This is a genomic window from Rhizobium sp. CB3060, from assembly GCF_025200735.1.
GTDB lineage: Bacteria > Pseudomonadota > Alphaproteobacteria > Rhizobiales > Rhizobiaceae > Rhizobium.
Map to the genome: position 1 here is coordinate 345907 of NZ_CP104159.1, position 21907 is coordinate 367813.

Annotated in this window: 20 protein-coding genes; 15 read left to right on the plus strand and 5 right to left on the minus strand. The window is 60.1% G+C overall.

Going from position 1 to position 21907, the window contains the following annotated elements; translation table 11 throughout:
* Positions 1-220: 220 nt before the first annotated feature.
* The 13 genes from N2601_RS21100 to N2601_RS21160 all read left to right on the plus strand — a co-directional run bounded on the left by N2601_RS21100 (position 221) and on the right by N2601_RS21160 (position 13922).
* Positions 221-1876, plus strand: coding sequence for an ABC transporter substrate-binding protein (locus tag N2601_RS21100; RefSeq protein WP_260304762.1), 1656 nt, complete (start codon positions 221-223; stop codon positions 1874-1876).
* A gap of 115 nt (positions 1877-1991) precedes the next feature.
* On the plus strand, positions 1992-2969 hold the full coding sequence (locus N2601_RS21105) for an ABC transporter permease (RefSeq protein ID WP_260304763.1): 978 nt from the start codon (positions 1992-1994) through the stop codon (positions 2967-2969).
* Between the two features lie 3 nt (positions 2970-2972).
* On the plus strand, positions 2973-3887 hold the full coding sequence (locus tag N2601_RS21110) for an ABC transporter permease (RefSeq protein ID WP_104826219.1): 915 nt from the start codon (positions 2973-2975) through the stop codon (positions 3885-3887).
* A gap of 1 nt (position 3888) precedes the next feature.
* Entirely contained in the window at positions 3889-4698 is an 810-nt protein-coding gene (locus tag N2601_RS21115; RefSeq protein ID WP_260304764.1) for an ABC transporter ATP-binding protein, read from the plus strand.
* Positions 4695-5663 carry an ABC transporter ATP-binding protein gene (locus tag N2601_RS21120; RefSeq protein WP_260304765.1) on the plus strand — a complete coding sequence of 323 codons (969 nt, stop codon included), beginning with the start codon at positions 4695-4697 and terminating at the stop codon, positions 5661-5663. The genes N2601_RS21115 and N2601_RS21120 overlap by 4 nt, the downstream gene beginning before the upstream one ends.
* A 1-nt stretch (position 5664) precedes the next feature.
* The gene (locus N2601_RS21125) at positions 5665-6138 is read left to right on the plus strand and encodes a GNAT family N-acetyltransferase (RefSeq protein ID WP_260304766.1); all 474 of its coding nucleotides are present in this window, start codon (positions 5665-5667) and stop codon (positions 6136-6138) included.
* 48 nt (positions 6139-6186) lie between these two features.
* On the plus strand, positions 6187-8103 hold the full coding sequence (locus N2601_RS21130; protein WP_260304767.1) for a beta-N-acetylhexosaminidase: 1917 nt from the start codon (positions 6187-6189) through the stop codon (positions 8101-8103).
* Between the two features lie 128 nt (positions 8104-8231).
* Positions 8232-9056 carry a class I fructose-bisphosphate aldolase gene (locus N2601_RS21135; RefSeq protein ID WP_260304768.1) on the plus strand — a complete coding sequence of 275 codons (825 nt, stop codon included), beginning with the start codon at positions 8232-8234 and terminating at the stop codon, positions 9054-9056.
* Between the two features lie 21 nt (positions 9057-9077).
* A complete protein-coding gene (locus tag N2601_RS21140; protein WP_260304769.1) occupies positions 9078-10232 on the plus strand; it encodes a Gfo/Idh/MocA family protein in 1155 nt (384 codons plus the stop codon).
* Complete coding sequence (locus N2601_RS21145; RefSeq protein ID WP_260304770.1) at positions 10232-10903, plus strand: D-lyxose/D-mannose family sugar isomerase; 672 nt, start codon at positions 10232-10234, stop codon at positions 10901-10903. Before N2601_RS21140 ends, N2601_RS21145 begins: the two co-directional genes overlap by 1 nt.
* A complete protein-coding gene (locus tag N2601_RS21150) occupies positions 10903-11958 on the plus strand; it encodes a carbohydrate kinase family protein (RefSeq protein ID WP_260304771.1) in 1056 nt (351 codons plus the stop codon). The genes N2601_RS21145 and N2601_RS21150 overlap by 1 nt, the downstream gene beginning before the upstream one ends.
* A gap of 86 nt (positions 11959-12044) precedes the next feature.
* On the plus strand, positions 12045-12833 hold the full coding sequence (locus N2601_RS21155) for an L-iditol 2-dehydrogenase (protein ID WP_260304772.1): 789 nt from the start codon (positions 12045-12047) through the stop codon (positions 12831-12833).
* Positions 12834-12911: 78 nt separating this feature from the next.
* Positions 12912-13922 (plus strand): zinc-dependent alcohol dehydrogenase family protein, encoded by a 1011-nt coding sequence (locus N2601_RS21160; protein ID WP_260304773.1) that lies wholly within the window; start codon positions 12912-12914, stop codon positions 13920-13922.
* A gap of 27 nt (positions 13923-13949) precedes the next feature.
* Here the strand turns inward: N2601_RS21160 and N2601_RS21165 are convergent, their stop codons facing one another.
* Together N2601_RS21165 and N2601_RS21170 are read right to left on the minus strand one after the other, a co-directional pair.
* Positions 13950-14969, minus strand: coding sequence for a LacI family DNA-binding transcriptional regulator (locus N2601_RS21165; RefSeq protein ID WP_260304774.1), 1020 nt, complete (start codon positions 14967-14969; stop codon positions 13950-13952).
* 207 nt (positions 14970-15176) lie between these two features.
* Positions 15177-16064 carry an MBL fold metallo-hydrolase gene (locus N2601_RS21170; RefSeq protein ID WP_260304775.1) on the minus strand — a complete coding sequence of 296 codons (888 nt, stop codon included), beginning with the start codon at positions 16062-16064 and terminating at the stop codon, positions 15177-15179.
* Between the two features lie 265 nt (positions 16065-16329).
* Between N2601_RS21170 and N2601_RS21175 the strand changes: the two genes are divergently transcribed.
* Complete coding sequence (locus N2601_RS21175; RefSeq protein WP_260304776.1) at positions 16330-17613, plus strand: cystathionine gamma-synthase family protein; 1284 nt, start codon at positions 16330-16332, stop codon at positions 17611-17613.
* Between the two features lie 148 nt (positions 17614-17761).
* Here N2601_RS21175 and N2601_RS34245 read toward each other — a convergent pair whose 3' ends face one another.
* The 3 genes from N2601_RS34245 to N2601_RS21190 all read right to left on the minus strand — a co-directional run bounded on the left by N2601_RS34245 (position 17762) and on the right by N2601_RS21190 (position 20708).
* Positions 17762-18037: a GCG_CRPN prefix-to-repeats domain-containing protein gene (locus tag N2601_RS34245; protein ID WP_104826233.1), complete on the minus strand. Its 276-nt coding sequence runs from the start codon at positions 18035-18037 to the stop codon at positions 17762-17764.
* A 176-nt stretch (positions 18038-18213) separates the two neighbouring features.
* Positions 18214-18693, minus strand: a complete 480-nt coding sequence (locus N2601_RS21185; protein ID WP_260304777.1) for a VOC family protein — start codon at positions 18691-18693, stop codon at positions 18214-18216.
* 161 nt (positions 18694-18854) lie between these two features.
* On the minus strand, positions 18855-20708 hold the full coding sequence (locus N2601_RS21190; RefSeq protein ID WP_260304778.1) for an ABC transporter ATP-binding protein: 1854 nt from the start codon (positions 20706-20708) through the stop codon (positions 18855-18857).
* 217 nt (positions 20709-20925) lie between these two features.
* On the opposite strand from N2601_RS21190, the gene N2601_RS21195 reads away from it, so the two are divergent.
* The gene (locus N2601_RS21195) at positions 20926-21903 is read left to right on the plus strand and encodes a L,D-transpeptidase family protein (protein ID WP_260304779.1); all 978 of its coding nucleotides are present in this window, start codon (positions 20926-20928) and stop codon (positions 21901-21903) included.
* Positions 21904-21907: the final 4 nt, after the last annotated feature.

A 21907-nucleotide genomic window follows, 5' to 3' on the forward strand; every position in this document is an offset into this window, starting at 1 on the left:
GCTCCTCCCGCTCTCCCCATGGCGGATAATTCCGGCCAATCTATACAATTGCGGAAAAAGGGGAGTGGGTTTTTTCGATATGATCGGAATTTCCGGTTTTGACGATTTTGCCGCAACTCCTGCCGGAATTGTCGGGTGACTTTGCCGTTCGCCTCGCGCTGATATGACGTTGCCAACCGGGCCGGGCTAGAACCTGCGCCGTGATAAATGGGGAACGGAAATGAACATCAAGACTATTTTGAAGGCCGCGCTGGTTGCCAGTGTCATGGTGCCGGCATCAGCGCGTGCAGAGGTGACGTTGACTGCACTGCCGGACGAATCGACGGCGTGGGTGGAGAATTTCAATCCTTTCAACACCACGACCCGCGTGCCATCGGTGGAAGACTTCATGTATGAGCCGCTGATTGTCTTCAATGCGCTCAAGGATGGCGAACCGAATTATCGGCTGGCGGAATCCTTTGCCTATTCGGACGATCTGAAAAGCGTCACCTTCAAGCTCAGGAACGCGAAGTGGTCTGACGGCAAGCCGTTTACCGCGAAGGACGTGGTCTTCACATTCAATCTGATCAAGGAGCACAAGGCGCTCGATCTGCAGGCGATCTGGGATCAGATCGATGGAATCGAGGCACCTGACGATCATACGGTGAAGATCAACTACAAAAGCCCGAACAGCGGCCTGATCTTCAAGATCGTGCAGATTTACATCGTTCCGGAACATATCTGGGCGTCCGTCAAGGATCCGGTCACGTTCACCAATCCCAATCCGGTCGGCAGCGGCCCGCTCACAGAAATCCGCCGCTTCACGCCGCAGGAATATGTCCAGTGCCGCAACCCCAATTATTGGGACAACGCCACGCTGAAGGTCGATTGCATGCGTTTCCCGCAGGTCGCGGGCAATGATCAAACGATCGCGCTTGCCGCCAAGGGCGAACTCGACTGGTTCGGCTCCTTCCTTCCGGACATTGAGAAGACTTATGTCGGTACGGACCCCAAACATCATGGCTACTGGTTCCCGGCCGGTTCCATGGTCGCCTTCACCATGAATTTCGAAACGACGAATCCTGGCAATCACGAGGCATTCAACAACCTCGCCTTCCGCCGCGCCTTCTCAATGGCGCTGGATCGCCAGGCGATGGTCGACATTGCCGGCTATGGCTATCCGACGCTCAACGAATATCCCTCCGGCCTCGGACGGGCTTTCCATTCCTGGAATGATCCGAAGGTGGATGAGAAATACGGGGCCTTCTCGAAATATAATGTCGAGGCCGCCAAGGCTGAGCTGGCGAAGGCCGGCTTCAAGGATGTCGATGGCGACGGCTTCGTCGAAAATCCGGATGGCAGCAAGATCAGCTTCGACATCATCGTGCCGAATGGCTGGACGGACTGGGTGAACACCTGCCAGCTTGCGATCGAAGGACTGACGGAGGTCGGCATCCAGGCAAAGCTCGCAACCCCGGATGTCCCCGGCTGGACCGATGCGCTGATCACCGGCAAATACGACGTGGCGATCAACTCTTTCCGAACCGGCATCACGCCGCAGTTCATGTATGACGAGGCGCTCAACTCCAGCAACAAGGGCAAGACACGCTTTGCGTCGGCCCACTACAGCAACCCAGAACTCGATGCATTGCTGAACGAATTCTACACCACCAATGATCACGGCAAGCAGGTCGAGATCATGAACAAGATCCAGGACATTATCGGCGCGAACCTGCCTTTCGTTGCGGTTTACAACAACCCGCTCTGGTACGAATACAACACCAAGCGCTTCACCGGTTGGTTCAGCGCCGACAACCCGGTCGCCCGCCCGGTCGTCTATGGCGGCGTGCCGGAACGGCTCCTGCAGCTTCTGGCATTGCGGCCAGTCACGCAGTAATCGCGCGTCCGACTCTCCCTCTCTGTTTGGACGCACGCATTCGGTTCAGGCGCTCAGCCTGAACCGAATTGATCGCGGACATCCGCCCTGCTCGGTCGCTGCCGGAGACAAACCGATGACCTTCATCTTGCGAAGAGTGATCTTCTATATTGCCGCCTTCTTCACCGCGGCCACGATAAATTTCTTCATACCGCGGCAGATGCCGGGCAATCCGGTGGACGTGATGTTCGCCAAGATGAATTCCTCGCTGCCGCCCGAGGCCAAGGCCGCCTTGATCGAAACCTTCGGCTTCGCCTCGGGGCCGCTTTATCTGCAGTTTCTCGACTACATGAAAAGCGTCTTCACCTGGGATCTGGGGCCATCTATCAAATTCTATCCGCTGACCGTGGGGCAGGTGCTCGGTCATGCGCTTCCCTGGACGCTGACGCTCGCCGGCACGGCCTCGGTCCTCGCCTTCGCAACGGGTTCATGGCTCGGGGTTTCCGCGGCCTGGCGGCGCGGCGGCGTCCTCGATACGATTGCTTCTCCCGGCGCGCTTGCGCTCCAGTCCATCCCCGCGGTCGTGGTGGCCCTGACCGGGCTCTATGTTTTTGGTTTGATCCTCGCCTGGTTTCCGACGAGTTTTGCCTTCGACCCGCAACTCGATCCCGGGCTGACGCCGAGCTTTCTCTCCAGCGCGCTTTACCACGCCGTCATGCCGGTGGTGTCCCTCGCCTTCGTTCATATCGGCGGCTATCTCGTCACCATGCGCAACAACATGATCGGCCAGCTCGGCGAGGATTATGTCGTCATGGGCATGGCCAAGGGCCTTTCCGATCGACGCGTGATGTTCAACTACGCAGCGCGCAATGCCTTGCTTCCGAGCGTGACGGCTTTTGCCATCACCCTCGGCGCCGTGATGGGCGGCTCGCTGGTGACCGAGGTGGTGTTCAACTATCCGGGTCTCGGCCATCTCCTCTATCTCGGCATCGTCGCGCGTGACTATCCGTTGATCCAGGGCCAGTTGCTGATCATGACGCTTGCCATGCTCTCGGCCAATCTCATTGTGGACCTCATCTACGTGCTGCTTGACCCAAGATTGAGGAAGGCCTGATCCATGCAGAGGACCCTCCTTCCCATTCTCAGCAACCGCAAGGCGCTCATCGGCCTTGCCATCGTCCTCCTTTACGTCGCTGTCGCCTTGCTGGCTCCCGTGCTGACCGGTCATGAGCCGATCAAACGGGTCGGCCGGCCGCATGAGGCGCCTTCATTGGACCACATCCTCGGCACCACCCGGATGGGTCGCGACGTCTTCACCCAGTTGATCTGGGGCACGCGTACGTCGCTGTTCATCGGGCTTCTGGCCGGTTCGATCGTCACCGTGATCGGCGTGATCCTGGGCGTCACCGCCGGCTATTTCGGCGGCTGGATCGATGAGGCGATCAACTTCATCACCAATATCGCTCTCGTCATTCCGCAATTGCCCTTGCTGCTCGTCATCGCCGCTTTCGTCGGCGAGGCGAGCCCCTTGGTGATCGTGCTTATCATCGGGCTGACCTCCTGGGCCTGGGGTGCAAGGGTCACGCGGGCGCAGACCATGACGCTCCGGCAACGCGATTTCATCCTCGCCTCGGAGCTGATCGGCGAGCCGAAATGGCGGATGATCGTCGTCGAGCTCATGCCCAATCTGCTTTCGATCATCGGCTTCAATTTCATCGGCTCGGTCATCTATACGATCATCACCGAGGCAACGCTGGAGTTTCTGGGGCTCGGCGATCCGCTCGCCGTTTCCTGGGGCACCATGCTCTATAACGCCCAGACCGCATCGGCGATGAGCGTCGGCGCCTGGTGGGAGGTGTTCGCGCCGGCAACCGCGATCGCCGTTATCGGCATCGGTCTCTCGCTGATCAATTTTGCCGTCGACGAGATTTCCAATCCCCGGCTGCGCACGCTCGGGACAGTCAACGCGGCTGTCAGAAAACAGCGCAAGCTCGATCGCGCCCGGACCGTAGCACACGGACAGGAGGCTTGAAATGAACCTCTCCTCCAATCTCGTGGAAGTGCGTGGGCTGCAGGTGGATTTCCTGACCCAAAACGGTCTCTTCACCGCCGTCAAGGGTGTGGATTTCGACATAAAGCGCGGCGAAGTGATGGGGCTTGCCGGCGAAAGCGGCTGTGGAAAATCGACCATAGCCTTCGCCCTGATGCGGCTGCATCGCCCGCCGGCGATCATCTCGAAGGGCGATATCCGTATCGACGGGACCGATGTGCTCGCGCTTTCCACCCGCGCCCTGGAGCAGTGGCGCTGGCGCAAGGCGTCCATGGTGTTCCAGAGCGCCATGAGCTCTCTCAATCCGGTGCTGACGATCTTCGAGCAGTTCAGGGACGTGCTGTCCAGGCACGACGGAATGGGGAAGGACGAGGCACGGGCGCGCGCCGAGACGCTGATGCGGCTCGTCTCCATCTCCTCTGACCGACTTGACGACTATCCGCATCAATTGTCCGGCGGCATGCGCCAGCGTGTCGTGCTCGCCATCGCGCTCGCGCTCGAACCGCAGCTCGTGATCATGGATGAGCCGACGACTGCACTTGACGTGGTCGTTCAGCGGGAGATCCTGCAGGAGATCGTCACGCTCAAGGAAACGCTCGGCTTTTCCATCCTCTTCATCACCCATGATCTGGCGTTGATGGCACAGTTTGCCGATCGGATTGCCATCATGCTGAAGGGGGAAATCGTCGAAACCGCGCCCGTCGCGGATATCGTTGCCGCACCCCGGCATGAGTATACGCGTCGCCTTTGGGAGGCGATGCCGCGGCTCGGGCACGCGATGGAGGTGGTATGACGGACGATAATTTCTCACCGCTGCTCGAACTCAAGAACGTCAGCAAAACCTTCTTGCTGAAGCCGTTGTTCGGGCAGGAAAAGCGGGTCGATGCGCTTCGGAACGTGTCTTTGAAACTGGAAGCGGGAAGGGCGCTGGCGATCGTCGGCGAATCCGGGTCCGGAAAATCGACCGTGGGACGAGCAGTCACCCGGCTCTTCCAGCCGACATCGGGCAACATCCTGTTTGCGGGTCGGGATATCGGCGGCCTCACCACGGCAGCCGACCAGATGAGTTACCTTCGCATGGTGCAGATGGTGTTCCAGGACCCCTTCGCGGCGCTCAATCCGGCACACAGGATCCGCCATCACCTCTTCCGCCCTCTCATCTTGCATCAAGGCTTAAAGGGCGATGCGTTGAAGGCGGCTGCGCGTCAGACGCTCGCCGATGTCGAACTCGATCCCAACGTGACGCTCGATAAATATCCGCATGAGCTTTCGGGAGGACAGCGCCAGCGTGTCAATCTCGCCCGCGCGCTTGCAGTCGATGCACGGTTGATCGTTGCGGACGAGCCGACATCCATGCTCGACGTCTCGATCCGCCGCTCCGTGCTGGACCTCATGCGCCGGCTGAAGCTCGAACGTGGCATCGGCTTCCTTTACATCACCCACGATATCGCGACGGCGCATTATATTGCCGAGGATACGGCCGTGATGTTTGCCGGTCAGATCGTCGAATATGGCCCGTCGGCCAGCGTGATCCGCAATCCGCAGCATCCCTATACGCGGCTGCTGCTCTCGGCCGTGCCCGATCCGGCCGTCAGGATCGCGGGCCGTAGCGGCGAACAGGGGCAATCATTCTCCACGCATGCCGAGACGGTGCGCGACGCATCTCGCAGGCCGGTCGGGCAATCGGTGGAGGTTACGCCCGGCCATTTCGTCTTTCATCATATCGACATGAACCCATCGACAGGGGAGGCCGCGTAGCATGTCTGATCTTCTGGTCCGTCTTTACGACCTGCCGGCCTATGACGACGCGAAAGTGCGCGCGCATGGCATCGAGATACGCCGGGCGCTGACGCCGGAGCGCAGCCTGGTGCTCGGCTGGATCGAAAAGCATTTTGGCTTGAAATGGGCCGCCGAAAGCGAAACGGGCTTCGGCAGCCATCCGATCACGACCTGGATTGCGGTCAAGGATGGCGAGATGTTGGGCTTTGCCTGCGGCGACGCGATTGCCAAGGGCTTTTTCGGGCCGACTGGGGTCGCGGAGGACCAGCGCGGCAAGGGCGTCGGCGAAGCGCTGTTGTTTGCCGTGCTCTATGGCCTGCGCGAGGCCGGGTATGCCTATGCCATTATCGGCGATCCGGGCCCTGTCGAATTCTACTGCAAGCGCCTCGACATCCTCGAAATCCCCGGATCATGGCCCGGTATCTATCGCGGCATGCTCCGCACTTCCTCCTGACATTCCGCAAGCATTGTTTCGCCCTCACCGAAATCTGAAAGCACCACCATGACGTCAGCACCATGTCATCTCGAAGCCTGCTGGGAACCTATCGAAGGCACGACCGGCCGTTTCGAATTCACGCTCTTCAATTTTACCGATGAGACCCTCACCGGTTTCCGCCTTGCCTATACGTCGCTCACCCGCACGGCCGACACTCATGTGTGTCAGGGCGCGACGCTGCTGCGCCGCAATGCCAATTTTCACGAATATGCGCCGCCGGCCGAGCTTGCGCTCGCACCGGGCGAGCAATGGACCTTTCGTGTGTCCGGCCTGACCCGTCCGGCGAAACATTGCACCGACGGTGTGAAATCCGCCTATATGACCTTGAGCGATGGACGCGCCCTGCCGGTCACATTCGGCGATCTGATGCTCAAAGGCCGAAAGAGCACGGCCGCACCGGCGCTTCTTCCGGAAGGACGGCTCGACCAGCCTTTCTCGCTCTTGCCCTGGCCAGCCGAATGCCGTCTGACGGCAGGCGGTGAGGTGCCGGTGGCGCTCTATCCCGCACCGGGGAGCGGACCTGTGCATCGCAAGACGATGGTGGCCGTGCTCCGGCTTTTCCAGCGGCTCTTTCCCGCCGCGAACGTGCCCTTCAGCCTCACCGCCGTCGAAGGCGGCGTGCCGGTGATATTCGCGTCGTCATCGCTTTCCAAGGAAGGCTACGCGCTTGATTTCTCGCCGGGCGGCATCCGCCTGACAAGCTGGGATGCAGCCGGCCTGCAATATGGGCTGACCACGCTTGCGCAGATGCTGCATGGCGCCCGGACCGAGCCTGCAAGATTCAAATTTCCGGTCGCCGGGCGAATTTCCGACCAGCCGCGCTATGCCTGGCGCGGCTGCCATCTCGATGTCTCCAGGCAATTCTATCCCGCGGCCGATATCTCCCGCCTTCTCGATATCCTGGCCTGGAACAAGCTCAATATCTTCCATTGGCACCTGACCGACGACGAGGCCTGGCGCATCGAGATCAAGGCCTATCCGGCGCTGACCACGATCGGCGCGCGGCGCGGCCCGAATGAAATCCTGGTGCCGCAACTGGGCGATGGCGCCGAGGTTCGCGAGGGGCACTATTCGCAGGAGACCGTCCGGGAGATCGTTGCGCATGCCGCTGCGCTCCATATCGAGATCATCCCGGAAATCGATATTCCGGGCCATTGCACGGCAGCCCTCATGTCCATTCCCGAACTGGCCGATGGCCAGGAGGCGCCCGACAGCTACCGCTCGGTTCAAGGCTATCCCAACAATGCGCTTAACCCGGCAATTCCCGCCACATATGAGTTTCTCGGCAAAGTCTTCGACGAACTGATCGAGCTTTTTCCCTCCGACTACGTCCATGTTGGCGGCGACGAGGTCGCTAATGGCTCATGGCTCGCTTCGCCGCTCTGCCGCAAATTGATGGATCAGGAAGGCATAGAAGGAACGTTCGGCCTCCAGTCCTATTTTCTGGGCAAGGTCAAGGCGATGCTCGATGCGCGCGGCCGAAAGCTCGCCGGCTGGAACGAGGTCGCCCATGGCGGCGGCGTCAATGCGGAAAACACGCTGCTCATGGCATGGGAGAACCAGAAGGTCGGCATCGAGCTTGCCCATGAAGGCTATGACGTGGTGATCACGCCCGGCCAAGCCTATTATCTGGACATGGTCCAGGCCGAGGATTGGCAGGAGCCCGGCGCGAGCTGGGCGGGCACCGTGCCTCCTCATTATACCTACACCTATGAGGCGGAAGGCGATTTCCCGGATGAGCTTAAACATAAGCTCAAAGGCATTCAGGCCTGCATCTGGAGTGAGAATTTCATCTCCAAGGCCTATTTCAACCATCTCGTCTTTCCTCGTTTGAATGCGATTGCGGAAGCGGCCTGGACTCCCAAGCCTCAGAAAGACTGGGAGCGCTTTGCCGCGATAACGCGGCTCAGTCCCTTGCTTTGATTGAATTGGTAGGGATTGCCAGCCGTTCAATGCATAACGATATATGGAAACGATACCACATTTATTGACTCGCAGTCCTGACCCGCATATCCTCCCGTATGGAAACGTTACCATATGGGAGGAAGCGAATGAAATCCGCGCGGCTCAACCGCCTTTTTGGCGTGTCTGGAAATTGCTTCGACGTCGCCATCGATCACGGCATGTTCAACGAGCGGACTTTTCTCGCTGGGATCGAGGACATGAAGACGGCCATCAAGGTGATCGCCGATGCCGCGCCCGATGCCATTCAGCTTCCGCCCGGCACGGCGCCTCTGCTGCAGGCAATCCCCGGCAAGCAGCGCCCAGCATTGGTGCTGCGCACTGACATTGCCAATATCTACGGCAATCCGCTGCCTTCGGCGCTGTTTTCCGAAATGATCGACCGGGGCGTCGAGCAGGCCGTGGCGCTGGATGCCGCCTGCGTCGTCGTCAATCTTCTGATGCTGCCGGACCAGCCCGAAGTCTATCGTGCCTGCGTGCGCAACGTGAATAGTCTGAAGCGTGAATGCGAGATCTACGGCATGCCGCTGATGGTCGAACCGCTGGTCATGCAGGACAATTCAAAGGGTGCCTACATGGTCGACGGCGCGATCGACAAGATCCTGCCGCTGGTGCGTCAGGCAGCCGAACTCGGCGCTGACATCATCAAGGCCGACCCATGCGACAATGTCGCGGAATATCATCGCGTCGTCGAAATCGCTCAGGGTCTTCCGGTGCTGGTGCGCGGCGGCGGCCGCGTTTCGGATCAGGAAATCCTGACCCGGACAAAGCAGTTGATGGAACAGGGCGCCCGGGGCATCGTCTATGGCCGCAACGTCATTCAGCACAACAACCCCGCAGGCATGACACGGGCGCTGATGGCGATCGTCCATGACGGGGCTTCGGTCGAAGATGCCTCCCGGCATCTCGCCTGACGCATCTTGGGAGGAGGAGGCATGACAAAAATATTCCGCTTCGGCGTCATCGGCTGTGGTCTGATGGGGCGCGAGTTCGCGAGCGCTGCGGCGCGCTGGCTGCATTTGGCCGATATGAAGGCGCGGCCAGAAATCATCGCCGTCTGCGACACCAATACGACGCTGCTCGACTGGTTCAGGGACAATGTGCCGACGGTTCGGCAATTCACCGCCGACTATAAGGAGCTTCTGGCCAATCCCGAAGTCGATGCGGTCTATTGCGCCGTCCCGCATGTGCTGCACCAGGACTTCTATATCGATGTCCTGAAGGCCGGAAAGCATCTTCTCGGCGAAAAGCCGTTCGGCATGGATGCCGCCCAGAACCGAGCGATCATGGCGGTTCTCGCCGAGCATCCCGAACTCCTGGTCCGCTGCTCGTCGGAAATGCCTTTCTTCCCCGGCGCACAGAAGGTCATCGCGCTCGCTAAAAGCGGTGAGATGGGGGATATCCTCGAAGTCGAGGCGGGCTTCCTGCATTCCTCGGATATCGACCGGCAGAAGCCGATCAACTGGAAGCGCATGGCGGATATCAACGGTGATTACGGCTGCATGGGCGATCTCGGCATGCATGTGCTGCATGTGCCGCTGCGCCTTGGCTGGCGTCCGCAAACCCTGCATGCGCAATTGGTCAAGAAGGTCACCGAACGTCCCGACGGCAAGGGCGGGATGCTGCCTTGCACTACCTGGGACAATGCCACGATCAGCTCCCGCGTGCGCACCGGGGATCAGGATTTCCCCATGGTGTTGAAAACCTGGCGCATAGCGCCGGGTGAATCGAATACCTGGTACATTCGCATTCTCGGCATGAGGAAGAGCGCATTCTTCAGCACAAAGTCGCCGCGCCAGTGGCAGTGGATGGACTATAATGGCGGCGCGCAGGCCTGGAGCACCGAGGATCTCGGATATGGTTCGCTGTTTCCGGCAATCACCGGCAAAATCTTCGAATTCGGCTTTGCCGATGCCATACAGCAGATGTGGGCGGCCTTCGTCGATGAGCTTGCCGGAGGAAATGCCAACGGTTTTGGCTGCGCCACGCCGGCGGAGGCGCAGGCACATCATGCGGTGCTGACGGCCGCTCTCAAATCCGGCCGCGAGGATGCCGTCGTTTCGGTCAACTATGACGGAGCGGCAGTCTGATGAAGCGCTCCGAAATCAACGCCGCGCTGCGGCGCGCAAGCGAGACCCTTGAACGCTGGCATTGGTCTCTGCCGGAGTGGGGCTTTTGGTCGGCGTCGGAATTTGCCTCCCATCCGGAGGCATCGGCCTATCTGCGCGCCCATCAGCTTGGTTGGGATGTCACCGATTTCGGCTCCAACCGCTTCGCCGAATGCGGTCTCGTGTTGTTCTGCCTGCGCAACGGCATTGTTGGTGCCGAGGGCGAGCGCACCTATGCCGAAAAGCTGCTTTTCGTCGAGGAGGGTCAGGTGACGCCGACGCATCGGCACGCGGCGAAGATGGAAGACATCATCAATCGCGCTGGCGGCGATCTCGTCATCAAATTCGCCGCTGCCGATGCTGATGGCAATGCGCTGCAGGATGATGTGATGGTTCCGGTGGATGGGCTGCCGCGCCGGCTCGCCGCATGGGAACCGTTGGTTCTTGCGTCCGGCCAGAGCGTGACGATCCGCACCGGGCTTTATCATCGCTTTTACGGCAGGAAAGGGGGCGGGCCTGTGCTTGTCGGCGAGGTCAGCCAGGTCAACGACGACCATAGCGACAACTTCTTTCTTGAGCCGATCGGGCGCTTTGCCGCGATCGAGGAAGATGAGCCGCCGCTCAGGCCCCTGTGGAACGAGGGAGGAGGCTGATGCGATCGGGGGAGGAGGCTCACGGTGGCGACAGTCAGCAGGGCGGCATCGTCTGCGCGGGAAACTTCATCGTCGATCGCGTCCACACCCTGTCTTATTGGCCCGAACAGGGTAATCTTGCCTACATCGTGCATCAGGATTTGGGTGTCGGCGGTGGGGCGGCCAATGTCGTCACCGACCTCGCCTCGCTCGGGTTTTCCGGAAGGCTGGCGGCGGCGGGATGCATCGGTGCTGATCAGGACGGAGAGATCGTCAAGGCCCGCCTTGCGAATGCCGGCATCAATGTCGAGGGACTTCTGGCGCTCGCAGATCGGGTGACGGCTCACACGCATGTCATGAACGTGCCGGGTCAGAACCGCACCTTCTTCTATCATGGCGGCGCCAACGATGCGCTCACAGATACGCTCATCTCGTCTGCGACCTTTGCTAACGCCGGCTATCGGCTGTTCTATCTCGGCTATCTGATGCTATTGCCCGGGCTCGACCAGATCGGCCCAGACGGTCGTTCGGGGGCATCACGCCTGCTGGAAGCCGCTCGCAGCGCGGGGCTCACGACCTGTGTGGATTTCGTGTCGAGCGAAGATCCGGAATTCGCCGCCAAGGTGGGCGTCGCTCTGCCTTTCTGCGATTTTCTGATCATCAACGAGATGGAGGCGGGTCGGGCAACTGGCGTTACCGTTCGCGATGAAAAGGGAGATCTGAGTGAGGCTGGGCTTTTAAGCGCAGGCAAGCGCCTGCTGGCTGCCGGCGTCACCAAAGGTGTCGTCATCCATGCGCCGGAAATCTGTTTCTGGTTTGCGCCGGACACTTTACCGGTCGTAACGCGCTCGCGGCCCGTCGATCCGCACGATATCGTCAGCACCGTCGGCGCGGGAGACGCTTTCTGCGCTGCCGTGCTCTACGGCCTGCATGAAAACTGGCCTGTCGAGCGTATCTGCGCCGTCGCCCACGCTGCGGCTGCGCGTTGCCTTGCGGGCGCGACGGCCACCGATGGCATCCCCAGCATGAGGGTTCTTCTGGAGGATATGGAGGAGATGAATCCGGTATCCGATTAACCTGTTGAACTCGCATCGGGACCAAGCAAGGAGGAAGCAGGCATGAAGCCAAGCGCAACAGCAGCGGCGAACGAGGAGTTGACACGATGACCTTGGTGCAGACATCTCGACTGTCCGGAAAGGTGGCATTGGTCACGGGAGGCGCGAGCGGTATCGGCAAGGCCGTTTGCGAACGCTTTGCAGCGGAAGGCGCGAAGGTCGTCGTGGCCGATCTGGATGGTGAACGATGCGCGGGGGTCGCGAAGGCGATCGGCCCCGATAGCTGGGGCGTGGCGCTCGACGTGACCAGCCAGGAGAGCATCGACGCCGCGGTGGACTTTTCGATAAAGACCGCCGGCAGGATAGACATACTGGTGAACGCCGCAGGCATCTACGATGTCCAATCCATCCTGGAGATATCGCGCGAGCGCACCGCCAGGGTTTTCCAGGTCAATATCGAAGGCGTGATTTTCATGACGCAGGCGGTTGCCCGGCATATGGTGGAGAGAGGCGAAGGCGGGCGCATCATCAATTTCTCGTCTCAGGCCGGCCGCCGCGGCGAGGGACCGGCCGTCGCTTACTGCGCCTCCAAAGCGGCCGTCATCAGCATCACCCAAAGCTGCGCTCTGGAACTGATCCCATACGGGATCAATGTGAACGCCATCGCCCCCGGCGTGGTCGATACGCCGATGTGGGACGTCGTCGATGCGAAACTTGGGAGTCGCGAAGGATTGCAGCCCGGCGAGGTGAAGCGCCGTGTGGCCGCCGCCGTTCCCGCCGGACGATTTGGGGCGGCGGAAGAACAGGCGGCCATGGCTGCCTTTCTGGCCGGGCCGGATGCGGCATACATCGTCGCGCAGTGCTACAATGTCGATGGCGGCAACGTCATGAGCTGATCATTTAGGCAGTGCGCGCCGGACCGGTGCCGGGTGCGCCATTCTTGCAATGTGGGATCATCAGCGAGGAGGAGAGGAATGAAAGCCGTCCGCTTGGAGTCGATCGCATCCATGACCATGCGCAGCGTCGAGAAACCAGTTGCGCGGCCGGGCGAATTACTCGTCAGGGTCCTTGCCGCCGGCATCTGCGGCTCTGATCGCCACATGTACAAGGGCGAGTATCCGACAGCGATTCCGGTCACGATGGGCCATGAATTCTGCGGCATCGTCGAAGTGGTCGGCGAGGAGGTCATCGGTTTTACCGGCGGTGAGCTGGTGACCGCAGACCCGAATATCGCCTGCGGCCGTTGTCATGCCTGCGCGCGCGGGCGGGTGAACCTGTGCGAGGGTTTGACCGCGATCGGCGTGACGCGAGATGGTGGTTTTGCCGAATATGTGGCGGTGCCGTACCGTCAGGCATTCACGCTGCCTGCCGATCTCAATCCCGTGCACGGCGCTTTCTGCGAGCCGCTTGCCTGCTGCCTTCATGCCATCGACAAGGCCGAGATCCGTGCGGGCGAGAGCGTCGCTATCTTGGGCGGAGGCGTCATCGGCCTGCTCATGGTGCAATTGGCCCGCTTGGCTGGAGCAAGCCAGGTGATTTTGATCACGCGGCAGCTCTCGAGACGGCAGACTGCGCTGCAATTGGGCGCGACGCATGCATTCGACCCGACAGCTTCGGACGCGGTCGCCGCCGTTCGAGACGTCACCCATGGCGGCGCGGATGTCGTCATCGAGTGCGCAGGCGTCCCCGAGACCTTGCAGACCGGTCTGCGGATGGCGCGGCGCGGCGGTAACTTCGTGCTTTTCGGAGTAACGCCTAGAGGGGTCGAGGTGCCTGTCCTGCCGTTCGATCTGCTCGTCAACGAAGTCGATATAAGGCCGGCCTATCTCAATCCGTTCACCCATTCGCGGGCGGCCGCATTGGTCGCGAGCGGGGCGTTGGAGCTGGATATACTGGTGACCAAGACCATAGGTCTCGAAGAGGTCGCGGAGGTGGTGGGTAGCGCGCCATTGCCGGGCGAGATCAAGGTCATTGTCCGACCCTAGCTTGGATCATGCCGTGACCATTCCGCCTCAGCCGCGGGCGGGGCCGGTCGAGTCCCTATGGATTAGGGTGACCGGCACTTTCACGACAGCACCCGCGCGCGGTTCGTGCCCCGCGTGGTGTTCCGCGATCAGCGTTTCCAGGCGCTGTGCCGCCCGCTGCCCGACATCGCGGATCGGCTGTGCGACGGTCGTCAGCCGGGGAAAGATGTAGGCTGCCTCCGGCAGGTCGTCGAAACCGATTACCGAATAATCGCCTGGCACGGAACAACCACGATCCAGAACGGCGTGGATTGCCGCAATCGCCGAAATATCGGTCGTGCCGATGATCGCCGTGATCTCCGGGTGCGCCGTCAGCAGATCCCGCGCCAGTGGGTAGGTTGCCGCGAAGCTGTGTTCCTCGGCCATCGTCACGGCGGCCGGCGCGATCCTGTGTTTCGCCATTTCCTCCGAAATACCCCGGAGGCGAAGCTGAACTGGCTGGCTATGGGCCGGCGCGCCGACGATGCCGATCGACCGGTGGCCGAGGTCGATCAGGTGACGCGCCATCAGGCGGCCGCCTTCCTCATGATCGGCCATGATTGCGTCGTCGGCGATGCCGCTCAGCTCGCGATCGATAGCGACGATCGGAATATGGGCATCCCGCAGGGTCTCGAAGTGCTCGATGCTGCCAAAGGCACTTGCTACGATGACGCCATCGACGCGCTGGGCAAGCAGCATGGACATGTAGCGCGCCTCGTGATCCATGTTCTCCGCTGTGCTGCAGATCAGCGTCTGGTAGCCGCGTTGGAATAATTCCTGTTCGATCGTATGGGCCAGGATGCCGAAGAACGGCACGTCGATCGACGGCAGCATCAGCCCGATCATCCGGCTCGGCGCTCCCCGCAGCATGCGCGCGCCCTTGCTCGGCGTATAGTTCAGCGCGCGAATGGCCGCCTCCACACGCTCCCTGAGCTCGGGCGAGGCATAACCGCTATTGTTGAGCACGCGCGATACTGACGAGACCGATGTTCCGGCGAGTTTGGCGATATGTCTGATGCTGGTCGTCACGTGCTCGTATTCTTTCCCGGGGCTTCGGACAGTCATGAGACGAGCTGCGGAAATTCACCCCACGTCGTCATTGACTTAATCATCAGCAGGGCACGGCATCAAGCATAAGACGAGTCAATCAAGGGCTTTCTGCCGCCGATCAGCAGAGACGGTCCGGCGAACCAACAGGATCGTCAATCGATGCTTCAGCAGCCTCCGAACATAGTCCTATTCGGACTTGTCATCCGCAGTCCATTTGAAATGGTCGCCTTCCGCCGTGATATATCCCACGCCAGGGAACGGAAAATGCGGCGCGAAAATCCTCTCATGACTCTTGGCTAGCGTGTTCAGCGTTTTCACACGGTTCTGCTCCGCTTCCGGCTTGTCACCGTCGAACGATATCGCCCAAGTTGGCTTGGCGAGCGAAATGATGGAGCTGTGAACGGTGTCGCCAATATCGAACAGCCTCTCCTTTCCCGAGGTGATCTGGTAGCCGACATGGCCCGGAGTGTGCCCGCTCATGGCCACGGATGCGATACCGGGGAGAACCTCACCGCCAGGTTTGAACGTCTTCACATGGTCCGCGATGACCTTAACCACGTCGGCCAGTTTTTCATTGGCCTTGGCATAGGACCACTCCGCTTCCGACATGCGGATGGTGGCCTTTGGAAAAGCAAGTTTTCCATCGTGAACCAGTCCGCCAACGTGATCCGGATGAGAATGGGTAATCAGGATTTCGTCGACTGCATCCGCGTGATAACCGGCTTTTGCCAGGCTGCCCTGAAGTGCGCCTCCGACACCGGTATCGATCAGGATGAGGTGCTTGTCCGATTTGACCAGCAGGGTGTCGACGCTAAGCGTGACCGTATCGGTCGGTGCACCCGCCGCTTTCAGCAAATCCGCGACCTCGGTTGGGCTATGGTCGAGACCAAATATCTTCCCGTCATTCGGTTGGACAAACTGGGCGTCGTGCAGGGCGACGATGTCGAGCTTGCCCAATTTGAAGGCCTTCGCATCGGGTTGTTGTTGCGGCATCTGCGCGAAGGCAAGTCCTTGGCTCGCGAACACCAGAGCAGCTACTGCCAGCAATTTTGCTGAAATTTTGCGATCCGTCATGCCAGTTCCCCCTTGAGCGAGAATGTCAGTGCATCCTACCCGACTCTTTTGAGCATGTCACAAATCGGTGTTCCACAAGATCTGAAAAGGATCTGAGGGCGAGCTGAAACTTCGCCATTCGACATCCGACTGATATTCCCGTGCCACGTCATCCTCTTGGCGTAGAGGTGCGGCTCTTTTCACTGCGCGTCGCCGCTCCAAATATCCACTGGTTGTTCGCTCGGACGACGATCCGAGCCTGTGACCTTGATCAAGGAGGCACCCCATGACTGCGCCGCACCCGTCGAAAACCCGTGTCGGAAACCAGATTCTGCATCCGGAAACCCTGATGCTCAACTACGGCTATGATCCCGAACTCTCCGAGGGGGCCGTGAAGCCGCCTGTCTTCCTGACGTCGACCTTCGTTTTCCAGTCCGCCGAGGACGGCCGCGACTTCTTCGACTATGTTTCAGGTCGGAAGGTGCCGCCGGAAGGAAAGGGCGCGGGCCTCGTCTACTCGCGCTTCAATCATCCCAACAGCGAGATCGTCGAGGATCGTCTCGCGGTTTATGAAGGCACGGAAAGCGGCGCGGTGTTCTCTTCCGGCATGTCGGCCATCTCCACCACTCTGCTTACATTCGTCCGTCCGGGTGACGCCATTCTCCATTCGCAGCCTCTCTACGGCGGTACGGAAACCTTGCTCGCCAAGACGTTTTTCAACCTTGGCGTCTCAGCCGTCGGATTCGCTGACGGTGTCGAGGAAGTTTCCATCAGGGCTGCCGCGGAGCAAGCGATGGCCAAGGGACGCGTTTCCATTATTCTGATCGAGACGCCGGCCAATCCGACCAACAGCCTCGTCGATGTCGCAATGATCCGACGTATCGCGGACGCGATCGGTGAGAAGCAGGGGCACAAACCGATCGTCGTGTGCGACAACACGCTTCTCGGGCCGGTCTTCCAGCGTCCGATCGAACATGGTGCGGACCTCTCGCTTTACTCGCTGACGAAGTATGTCGGAGGCCATTCCGACCTCATTGCGGGCGCCGTACTCGGCAGGAAAGCGATCATCGCCCAAGTAAAGGCGCTCAGGGGTTCGATCGGCACCCAGCTCGATCCCCATTCGTGCTGGATGCTGGGGCGATCTTTGGAGACGCTGCAGATCCGCATGGAACGCGCAAATAGCAATGCAATGGCCGTGGCGGACTTCCTGCGGAACCATGCAAAGGTCGAGCAGATTCACTACTTGGCCTATGCCGATGCGAGCTCGGCCACAGGCCGCACGTTCGCAGCCCAGTGCAGCGGCGCCGGCTCGACGTTCTCCTTCGATATCAAGGGCGGTCAGCCTGCCTCGTTCCGGTTTCTGAACGCGTTGCAGGTCTTCAAACTCGCGGTCAGCCTCGGCGGAACGGAATCGCTGGCTTCCCATCCTGCGACGATGACGCATTCGGGCGTGCCGGCCGACGTGCGCCAACGCATCGGCGTATTGGAATCGACCATCCGCCTTTCGATCGGCATCGAGCATCCCGACGATCTCATCGCCGATCTGGGCCAAGCACTCGATGAAGCCTAATGTCAAGCCCCGGTGCGGGCTCTGGCTGAACGCTATCGATTTGGCGTTTTGCTAAGACATGCGGTCGCCCGCTTCTGGGGCAATCCCGCTCAAGCCGCTCCGTGTGAGCGGCTGGGCCGGTCGATTGACCGACCCAGCAAAGTTTCGATCAATAGTAGCGCCAGCCACCGTGCCAGCGCTCACGATGCACCCAATAACGGCGGCCATCCCAGTAGCCGCGTCCATGGTAATAAACACCGACCCTCGGGCCTCCGGGGGGCACGACAACAACCGTGCCGCCGGTCGCGACGTTCGGACGGCAATGGCCATAGGGGCCTCGATGATACCCCGCGCCGCATCCTTGAGCTGCGTTGGCCGTAGAAACGAGTGCGGTTAGTGTTAACGCTGCTGTGGAAGTCAGGGCAATGACAAGTAACTTTTTCATAATGTCTTCCTCTAATCTCCTCCGAAACGCTCCTTGCGCCCGGAATGTCACCGTAACGCCGATTTCTGCATTTTTTTGTCCGAGCTGAAAATTTTTTCGGAATGCTGCCGCAGGCAAGTCCGCTGTTTGATCAGGGGTGGAAGCTCCAGCAAAATCTCGCTCGGTGCGCCGGTGTGTCAGCCGCGCCGCGCCGCCTCGATCGCTGCGACGTCGATCTTCTTCATGGTCATCATCGCATCGAAAGCACGCTTTGCTTCATCACCGCCTATCACGAGCGCTTCCATCAAGACGCGCGGCGTGATCTGCCAGGACACTCCCCACTTGTCTTTGCACCAGCCACACTCACTTTCCTGGCCGCCATTGCCGACGATGGCGTTCCAATAGCGGTCGGTTTCTTCCTGATCGTCCGTTGCGATCTGAAATGAGAAGGCTTCGTTGTGTTTGAACGTGGAGCCGCCGTTCAGGCCGATGCAAGGGACACCCGCAACGGTGAATTCAACCACCAGGACGTCTCCCTGCTTACCCTCCGGATAGTTTCCAGGGGCACGAATGATGGCACCCACTGAACTGTCGGGAAAAGTCTCAGCATAGAAGCGGGCGGCAGCCTCCGCGTCTTTGTCGTACCAAAGGCAGATCGTGTTCTTTGCCGTTGCCATTGCGTAACTCCTTTCGCTGTTCGTTTTTCATTCCCGCTGAGAGCTGAAATAAGAGGCGAACCGTGTTTCTCCAGCCCACATGAGGCATTTTACGCGCCTAAGATGTCCGCTTTGGAATCCAAACGGTCCGGCGTTTCCGACGTAAGCGATCCCGACAAGGATCAATTGATGTCGTCAGGAATAAAGCCGCCGGTCTGGCGTTTCCACAAACGGGCAAACAGCCCGTCCTGTGCGACCAGTTCGTCCGGCCTGCCTTCTTCTATAATGCTTCCCTGATCGAGCACGACGATGCGATCCATCCTAGCAATGGTTGAGAGGCGGTGTGCGATGGCGATCACCGTCTTTCCCTCCATCACCAGGTTGAGCTTTTCCTGGATGGCGGCTTCGGATTCGCTATCGAGGGCGGAGGTCGCCTCATCCAGCACCAGGATCGGCGCGTCCTTCAGCAGAACGCGCGCGATGGCGACACGTTGGCGCTGGCCGCCAGAAAGCTTGATGCCGCGGTCGCCGACGAAGGCATCGTAACCCTTGCGGCCTTCGCCGTCGGCGAGATCGGCAATGAAGGCATCGGCACTTGCCATCGTTGCGACGTGTTCAATCTCGTCCTGCGTCGCCTCCGGCCGGCCGTAACGGATATTGTCGCCGACCGAACGATGCAGCAGCGCGACGTCCTGCGCGATGACCCCGATGTTGCGGCGAAGGCTTGCCTGCGTCACCATGCGGGTGTCCTGTCCGTCGATCAGGATCGTACCGTCCGCGATGTCGTAGAAGCGCAATAGTAGACTTACGAGCGTCGTCTTGCCGGCTCCGGAAAGGCCGACCAGGCCAACCTTCTCGCCGGCCCGGACCGTCAGCGACAGCTCATTGATCACTTGCTTGCCGGACTTATACGCGAAGCGAACGTCTTCGAAACGGATTTCCCCGCGGCTGACGTTCAGCTCGGTAGCGTCTGGTCGATCGATTATGGTCGGCGGCGTCGTCATCACCGGCATGGCGTCCTTGATGGTGCCTATCGCCTGGAAGATCTGCTGGCCCATCTGCAAAAAGGTGAAGGTATGCCCGGACAGCCGTTGGAGGATGTAGACCGCCGCGACGAACTGCCCGACCGTTAGAAAGCCGTTGACGAGGCCGGAAAAACCGATCGAAATCATGGTCAACCAGAGGGCCATGTTGAGTGCCACAACGGTGAGTTCCGCTGTTCGGTAGATGCGTTGTTCCTTGTGTTGCGTCCAGACGGCCTTTTGAAGGATGCGGCGGATGGCGCCAGCCTCACTGTCTTCGGCCGCGAACTGTTTGATCATCTGCATGTTGCTGTAGAGATCGGTGATGGCGCCGGAGACGAGGCTACGCTGCTTGGCCGATCGACGCGAGCGTTCCGCAAAGGTTGGCACCAGTCTGACAGCGAACACAACGTTCAGTGCAATCCATATGAGGACCGGTAGCGCGAGCTGCCAGGACAGGGCACTCAGCAAGATCGTCGAGCCGACCATTTGAAAAAGGAAGCGCGGCACCGTTTGGAAGGCGGCAATGATCTGCTGCTGGACCGCCGACGCCACCTGCGACAGTCGCGAGGCGACCTGGCCGGCAAAAAGGTCGTGAAAAAAGGCAAGATCCTGCCGCTCCACCGCCTTGTGACCCTGCCATTGAATGGCGGCAGGCATGGCGACATTGAGCGTATGCGAGTTAAGCGTGTTCAAAAGGAAGGAAGCGACAGGCATGCCCGGAAAGATGAGCAGGCCGAGGACGGTAAGCAGTGGCCATTCGCCGTGCAGAAACGCGACAGCGCCCATATGCGTCACACCGTCAACGATGACCGAAAGCCCCCAGACAATCGTCAGGTTGATAGCCTCGACCGCTATGGAGGCGAGCGCCAGGCCGATCAGAACCCCGCGGAACATCGAGATGAAATGCGGAAGCACGGCCACAGGCCCTTTGGAGGGCAGAGGCCGGTAGGGGATGTCGAGCGGCCGGATCAGTTTTTCGAAGGGACGGTAGATCGCATCTGAAATCGACATGGGCCACTCGGGTCAAAAATCGGAAGGAGGGCGAGGGAGTCAGCTACGCGGACCGCATAGGACCACCTTCCGGATGCAATCTCAATTAGAAATTCTGATGGGTGTAAGTAACGGGAGGTTTGCTGCCGTGACGCCGAAGATCGGCGCAACCGAAGCCTTCGGGGCACGCTGCGGCATGCGGTTGGAACAAGATCCGCTTCTGACCATTTGATGTTCCATGAAAGTCTATGCTGTGATCGCCGTTCTCACGCTCACGCCTTCATTCGGCGGCGCAGCCGTGCAAGCCCTCGGTCCTGAAACGATCAACACAGCGTCCCTTACCTCTGTCGCGCCAAAGCATACCGCCAAGGCGTCCAAGGAGCCGGATCCCGCGATCATCCGCCTCCAGGTGCTGCTCGACCGAGCGGGGTCGTCTCCCGGCGTGATCGACGGCTTCTATGGAAAGAATGTCAGCCACGCCATAGCGGGCTTCGAGGCGATGAACCATCTTCCCATCGACGGAAAGCTTGATCCCGACGTGATCGCACGTCTTGAGACCGACGCATCGATCACCCAAAGTTATCTCGTCACGCCAGAGGATGCCACTGGACTTGTCGACCACATTCCCGATGACTACGGTGAAAAAGCGAAGATGGAGAGCATGGGGTATACCAGCGTGGCGGAGCGGCTGTCGGAGCGGTTCCATATGGATATCGACCTGCTGAACAAGCTCAATCCGGGCTCGGACTTTGCTCCTGGCAAGACGGTTTTGGTCATGGCGCCGGGTTCGCCAAGGGAAGGCCGCGTCAAGCGCATCGAGATCAACAAAAAGACCAGCCAAGTCCTGGCCTATGATCAAAGCGGCGCGCTGCTTGCGGTCTATCCAGCGACCATCGGCAGCCAGGATAATCCTTCGCCGTCAGGGACCCATAAGGTAAAGGGCGTCGCAAGGATGCCGGTCTATCGGTACAATCCGAAACTCAACTTCAAGCAGGGCAGGAATACGAAGATTCTGACCATACCCAAGGGCCCGAATGGGCCGGTCGGCAGCGTATGGATCGATCTCGACAAGCCCACATACGGAATTCATGGAACGCCCGATCCGGAGTTCATCGACAAGGGGCAGTCGCACGGATGCGTGCGCCTTACCAACTGGGACGCCGAGGAACTGGCCGGCATGGTCAAGCCCGGCGTCGTCGTCCACTTCGCCAATTGACGTC

What these genes read in the sequence shown, in the direction of transcription:
- N2601_RS21135 (WP_260304768.1), top strand. Translation starts at nt 8,232, where the DNA reads ATGAAATCCGCGCGGCTCAACCGCCTTTTTGGCGTGTCTGGAAATTGC.
- N2601_RS21100 (WP_260304762.1), top strand. Translation starts at nt 221, where the DNA reads ATGAACATCAAGACTATTTTGAAGGCCGCGCTGGTTGCCAGTGTCATG.
- N2601_RS21110 (WP_104826219.1), top strand. Translation starts at nt 2,973, where the DNA reads ATGCAGAGGACCCTCCTTCCCATTCTCAGCAACCGCAAGGCGCTCATC.
- N2601_RS21150 (WP_260304771.1), top strand. Translation starts at nt 10,903, where the DNA reads ATGCGATCGGGGGAGGAGGCTCACGGTGGCGACAGTCAGCAGGGCGGC.
- N2601_RS21145 (WP_260304770.1), top strand. Translation starts at nt 10,232, where the DNA reads ATGAAGCGCTCCGAAATCAACGCCGCGCTGCGGCGCGCAAGCGAGACC.
- N2601_RS21170 (WP_260304775.1), bottom strand. Translation starts at nt 16,064, where the DNA reads ATGACGGATCGCAAAATTTCAGCAAAATTGCTGGCAGTAGCTGCTCTG.
- N2601_RS21125 (WP_260304766.1), top strand. Translation starts at nt 5,665, where the DNA reads ATGTCTGATCTTCTGGTCCGTCTTTACGACCTGCCGGCCTATGACGAC.
- N2601_RS21140 (WP_260304769.1), top strand. Translation starts at nt 9,078, where the DNA reads ATGACAAAAATATTCCGCTTCGGCGTCATCGGCTGTGGTCTGATGGGG.
- N2601_RS21185 (WP_260304777.1), bottom strand. Translation starts at nt 18,693, where the DNA reads ATGGCAACGGCAAAGAACACGATCTGCCTTTGGTACGACAAAGACGCG.
- N2601_RS34245 (WP_104826233.1), bottom strand. Translation starts at nt 18,037, where the DNA reads ATGAAAAAGTTACTTGTCATTGCCCTGACTTCCACAGCAGCGTTAACA.
- N2601_RS21175 (WP_260304776.1), top strand. Translation starts at nt 16,330, where the DNA reads ATGACTGCGCCGCACCCGTCGAAAACCCGTGTCGGAAACCAGATTCTG.
- N2601_RS21105 (WP_260304763.1), top strand. Translation starts at nt 1,992, where the DNA reads ATGACCTTCATCTTGCGAAGAGTGATCTTCTATATTGCCGCCTTCTTC.
- N2601_RS21190 (WP_260304778.1), bottom strand. Translation starts at nt 20,708, where the DNA reads ATGTCGATTTCAGATGCGATCTACCGTCCCTTCGAAAAACTGATCCGG.
- N2601_RS21120 (WP_260304765.1), top strand. Translation starts at nt 4,695, where the DNA reads ATGACGGACGATAATTTCTCACCGCTGCTCGAACTCAAGAACGTCAGC.
- N2601_RS21115 (WP_260304764.1), top strand. Translation starts at nt 3,889, where the DNA reads ATGAACCTCTCCTCCAATCTCGTGGAAGTGCGTGGGCTGCAGGTGGAT.
- N2601_RS21155 (WP_260304772.1), top strand. Translation starts at nt 12,045, where the DNA reads ATGACCTTGGTGCAGACATCTCGACTGTCCGGAAAGGTGGCATTGGTC.
- N2601_RS21160 (WP_260304773.1), top strand. Translation starts at nt 12,912, where the DNA reads ATGAAAGCCGTCCGCTTGGAGTCGATCGCATCCATGACCATGCGCAGC.
- N2601_RS21195 (WP_260304779.1), top strand. Translation starts at nt 20,926, where the DNA reads ATGAAAGTCTATGCTGTGATCGCCGTTCTCACGCTCACGCCTTCATTC.
- N2601_RS21130 (WP_260304767.1), top strand. Translation starts at nt 6,187, where the DNA reads ATGACGTCAGCACCATGTCATCTCGAAGCCTGCTGGGAACCTATCGAA.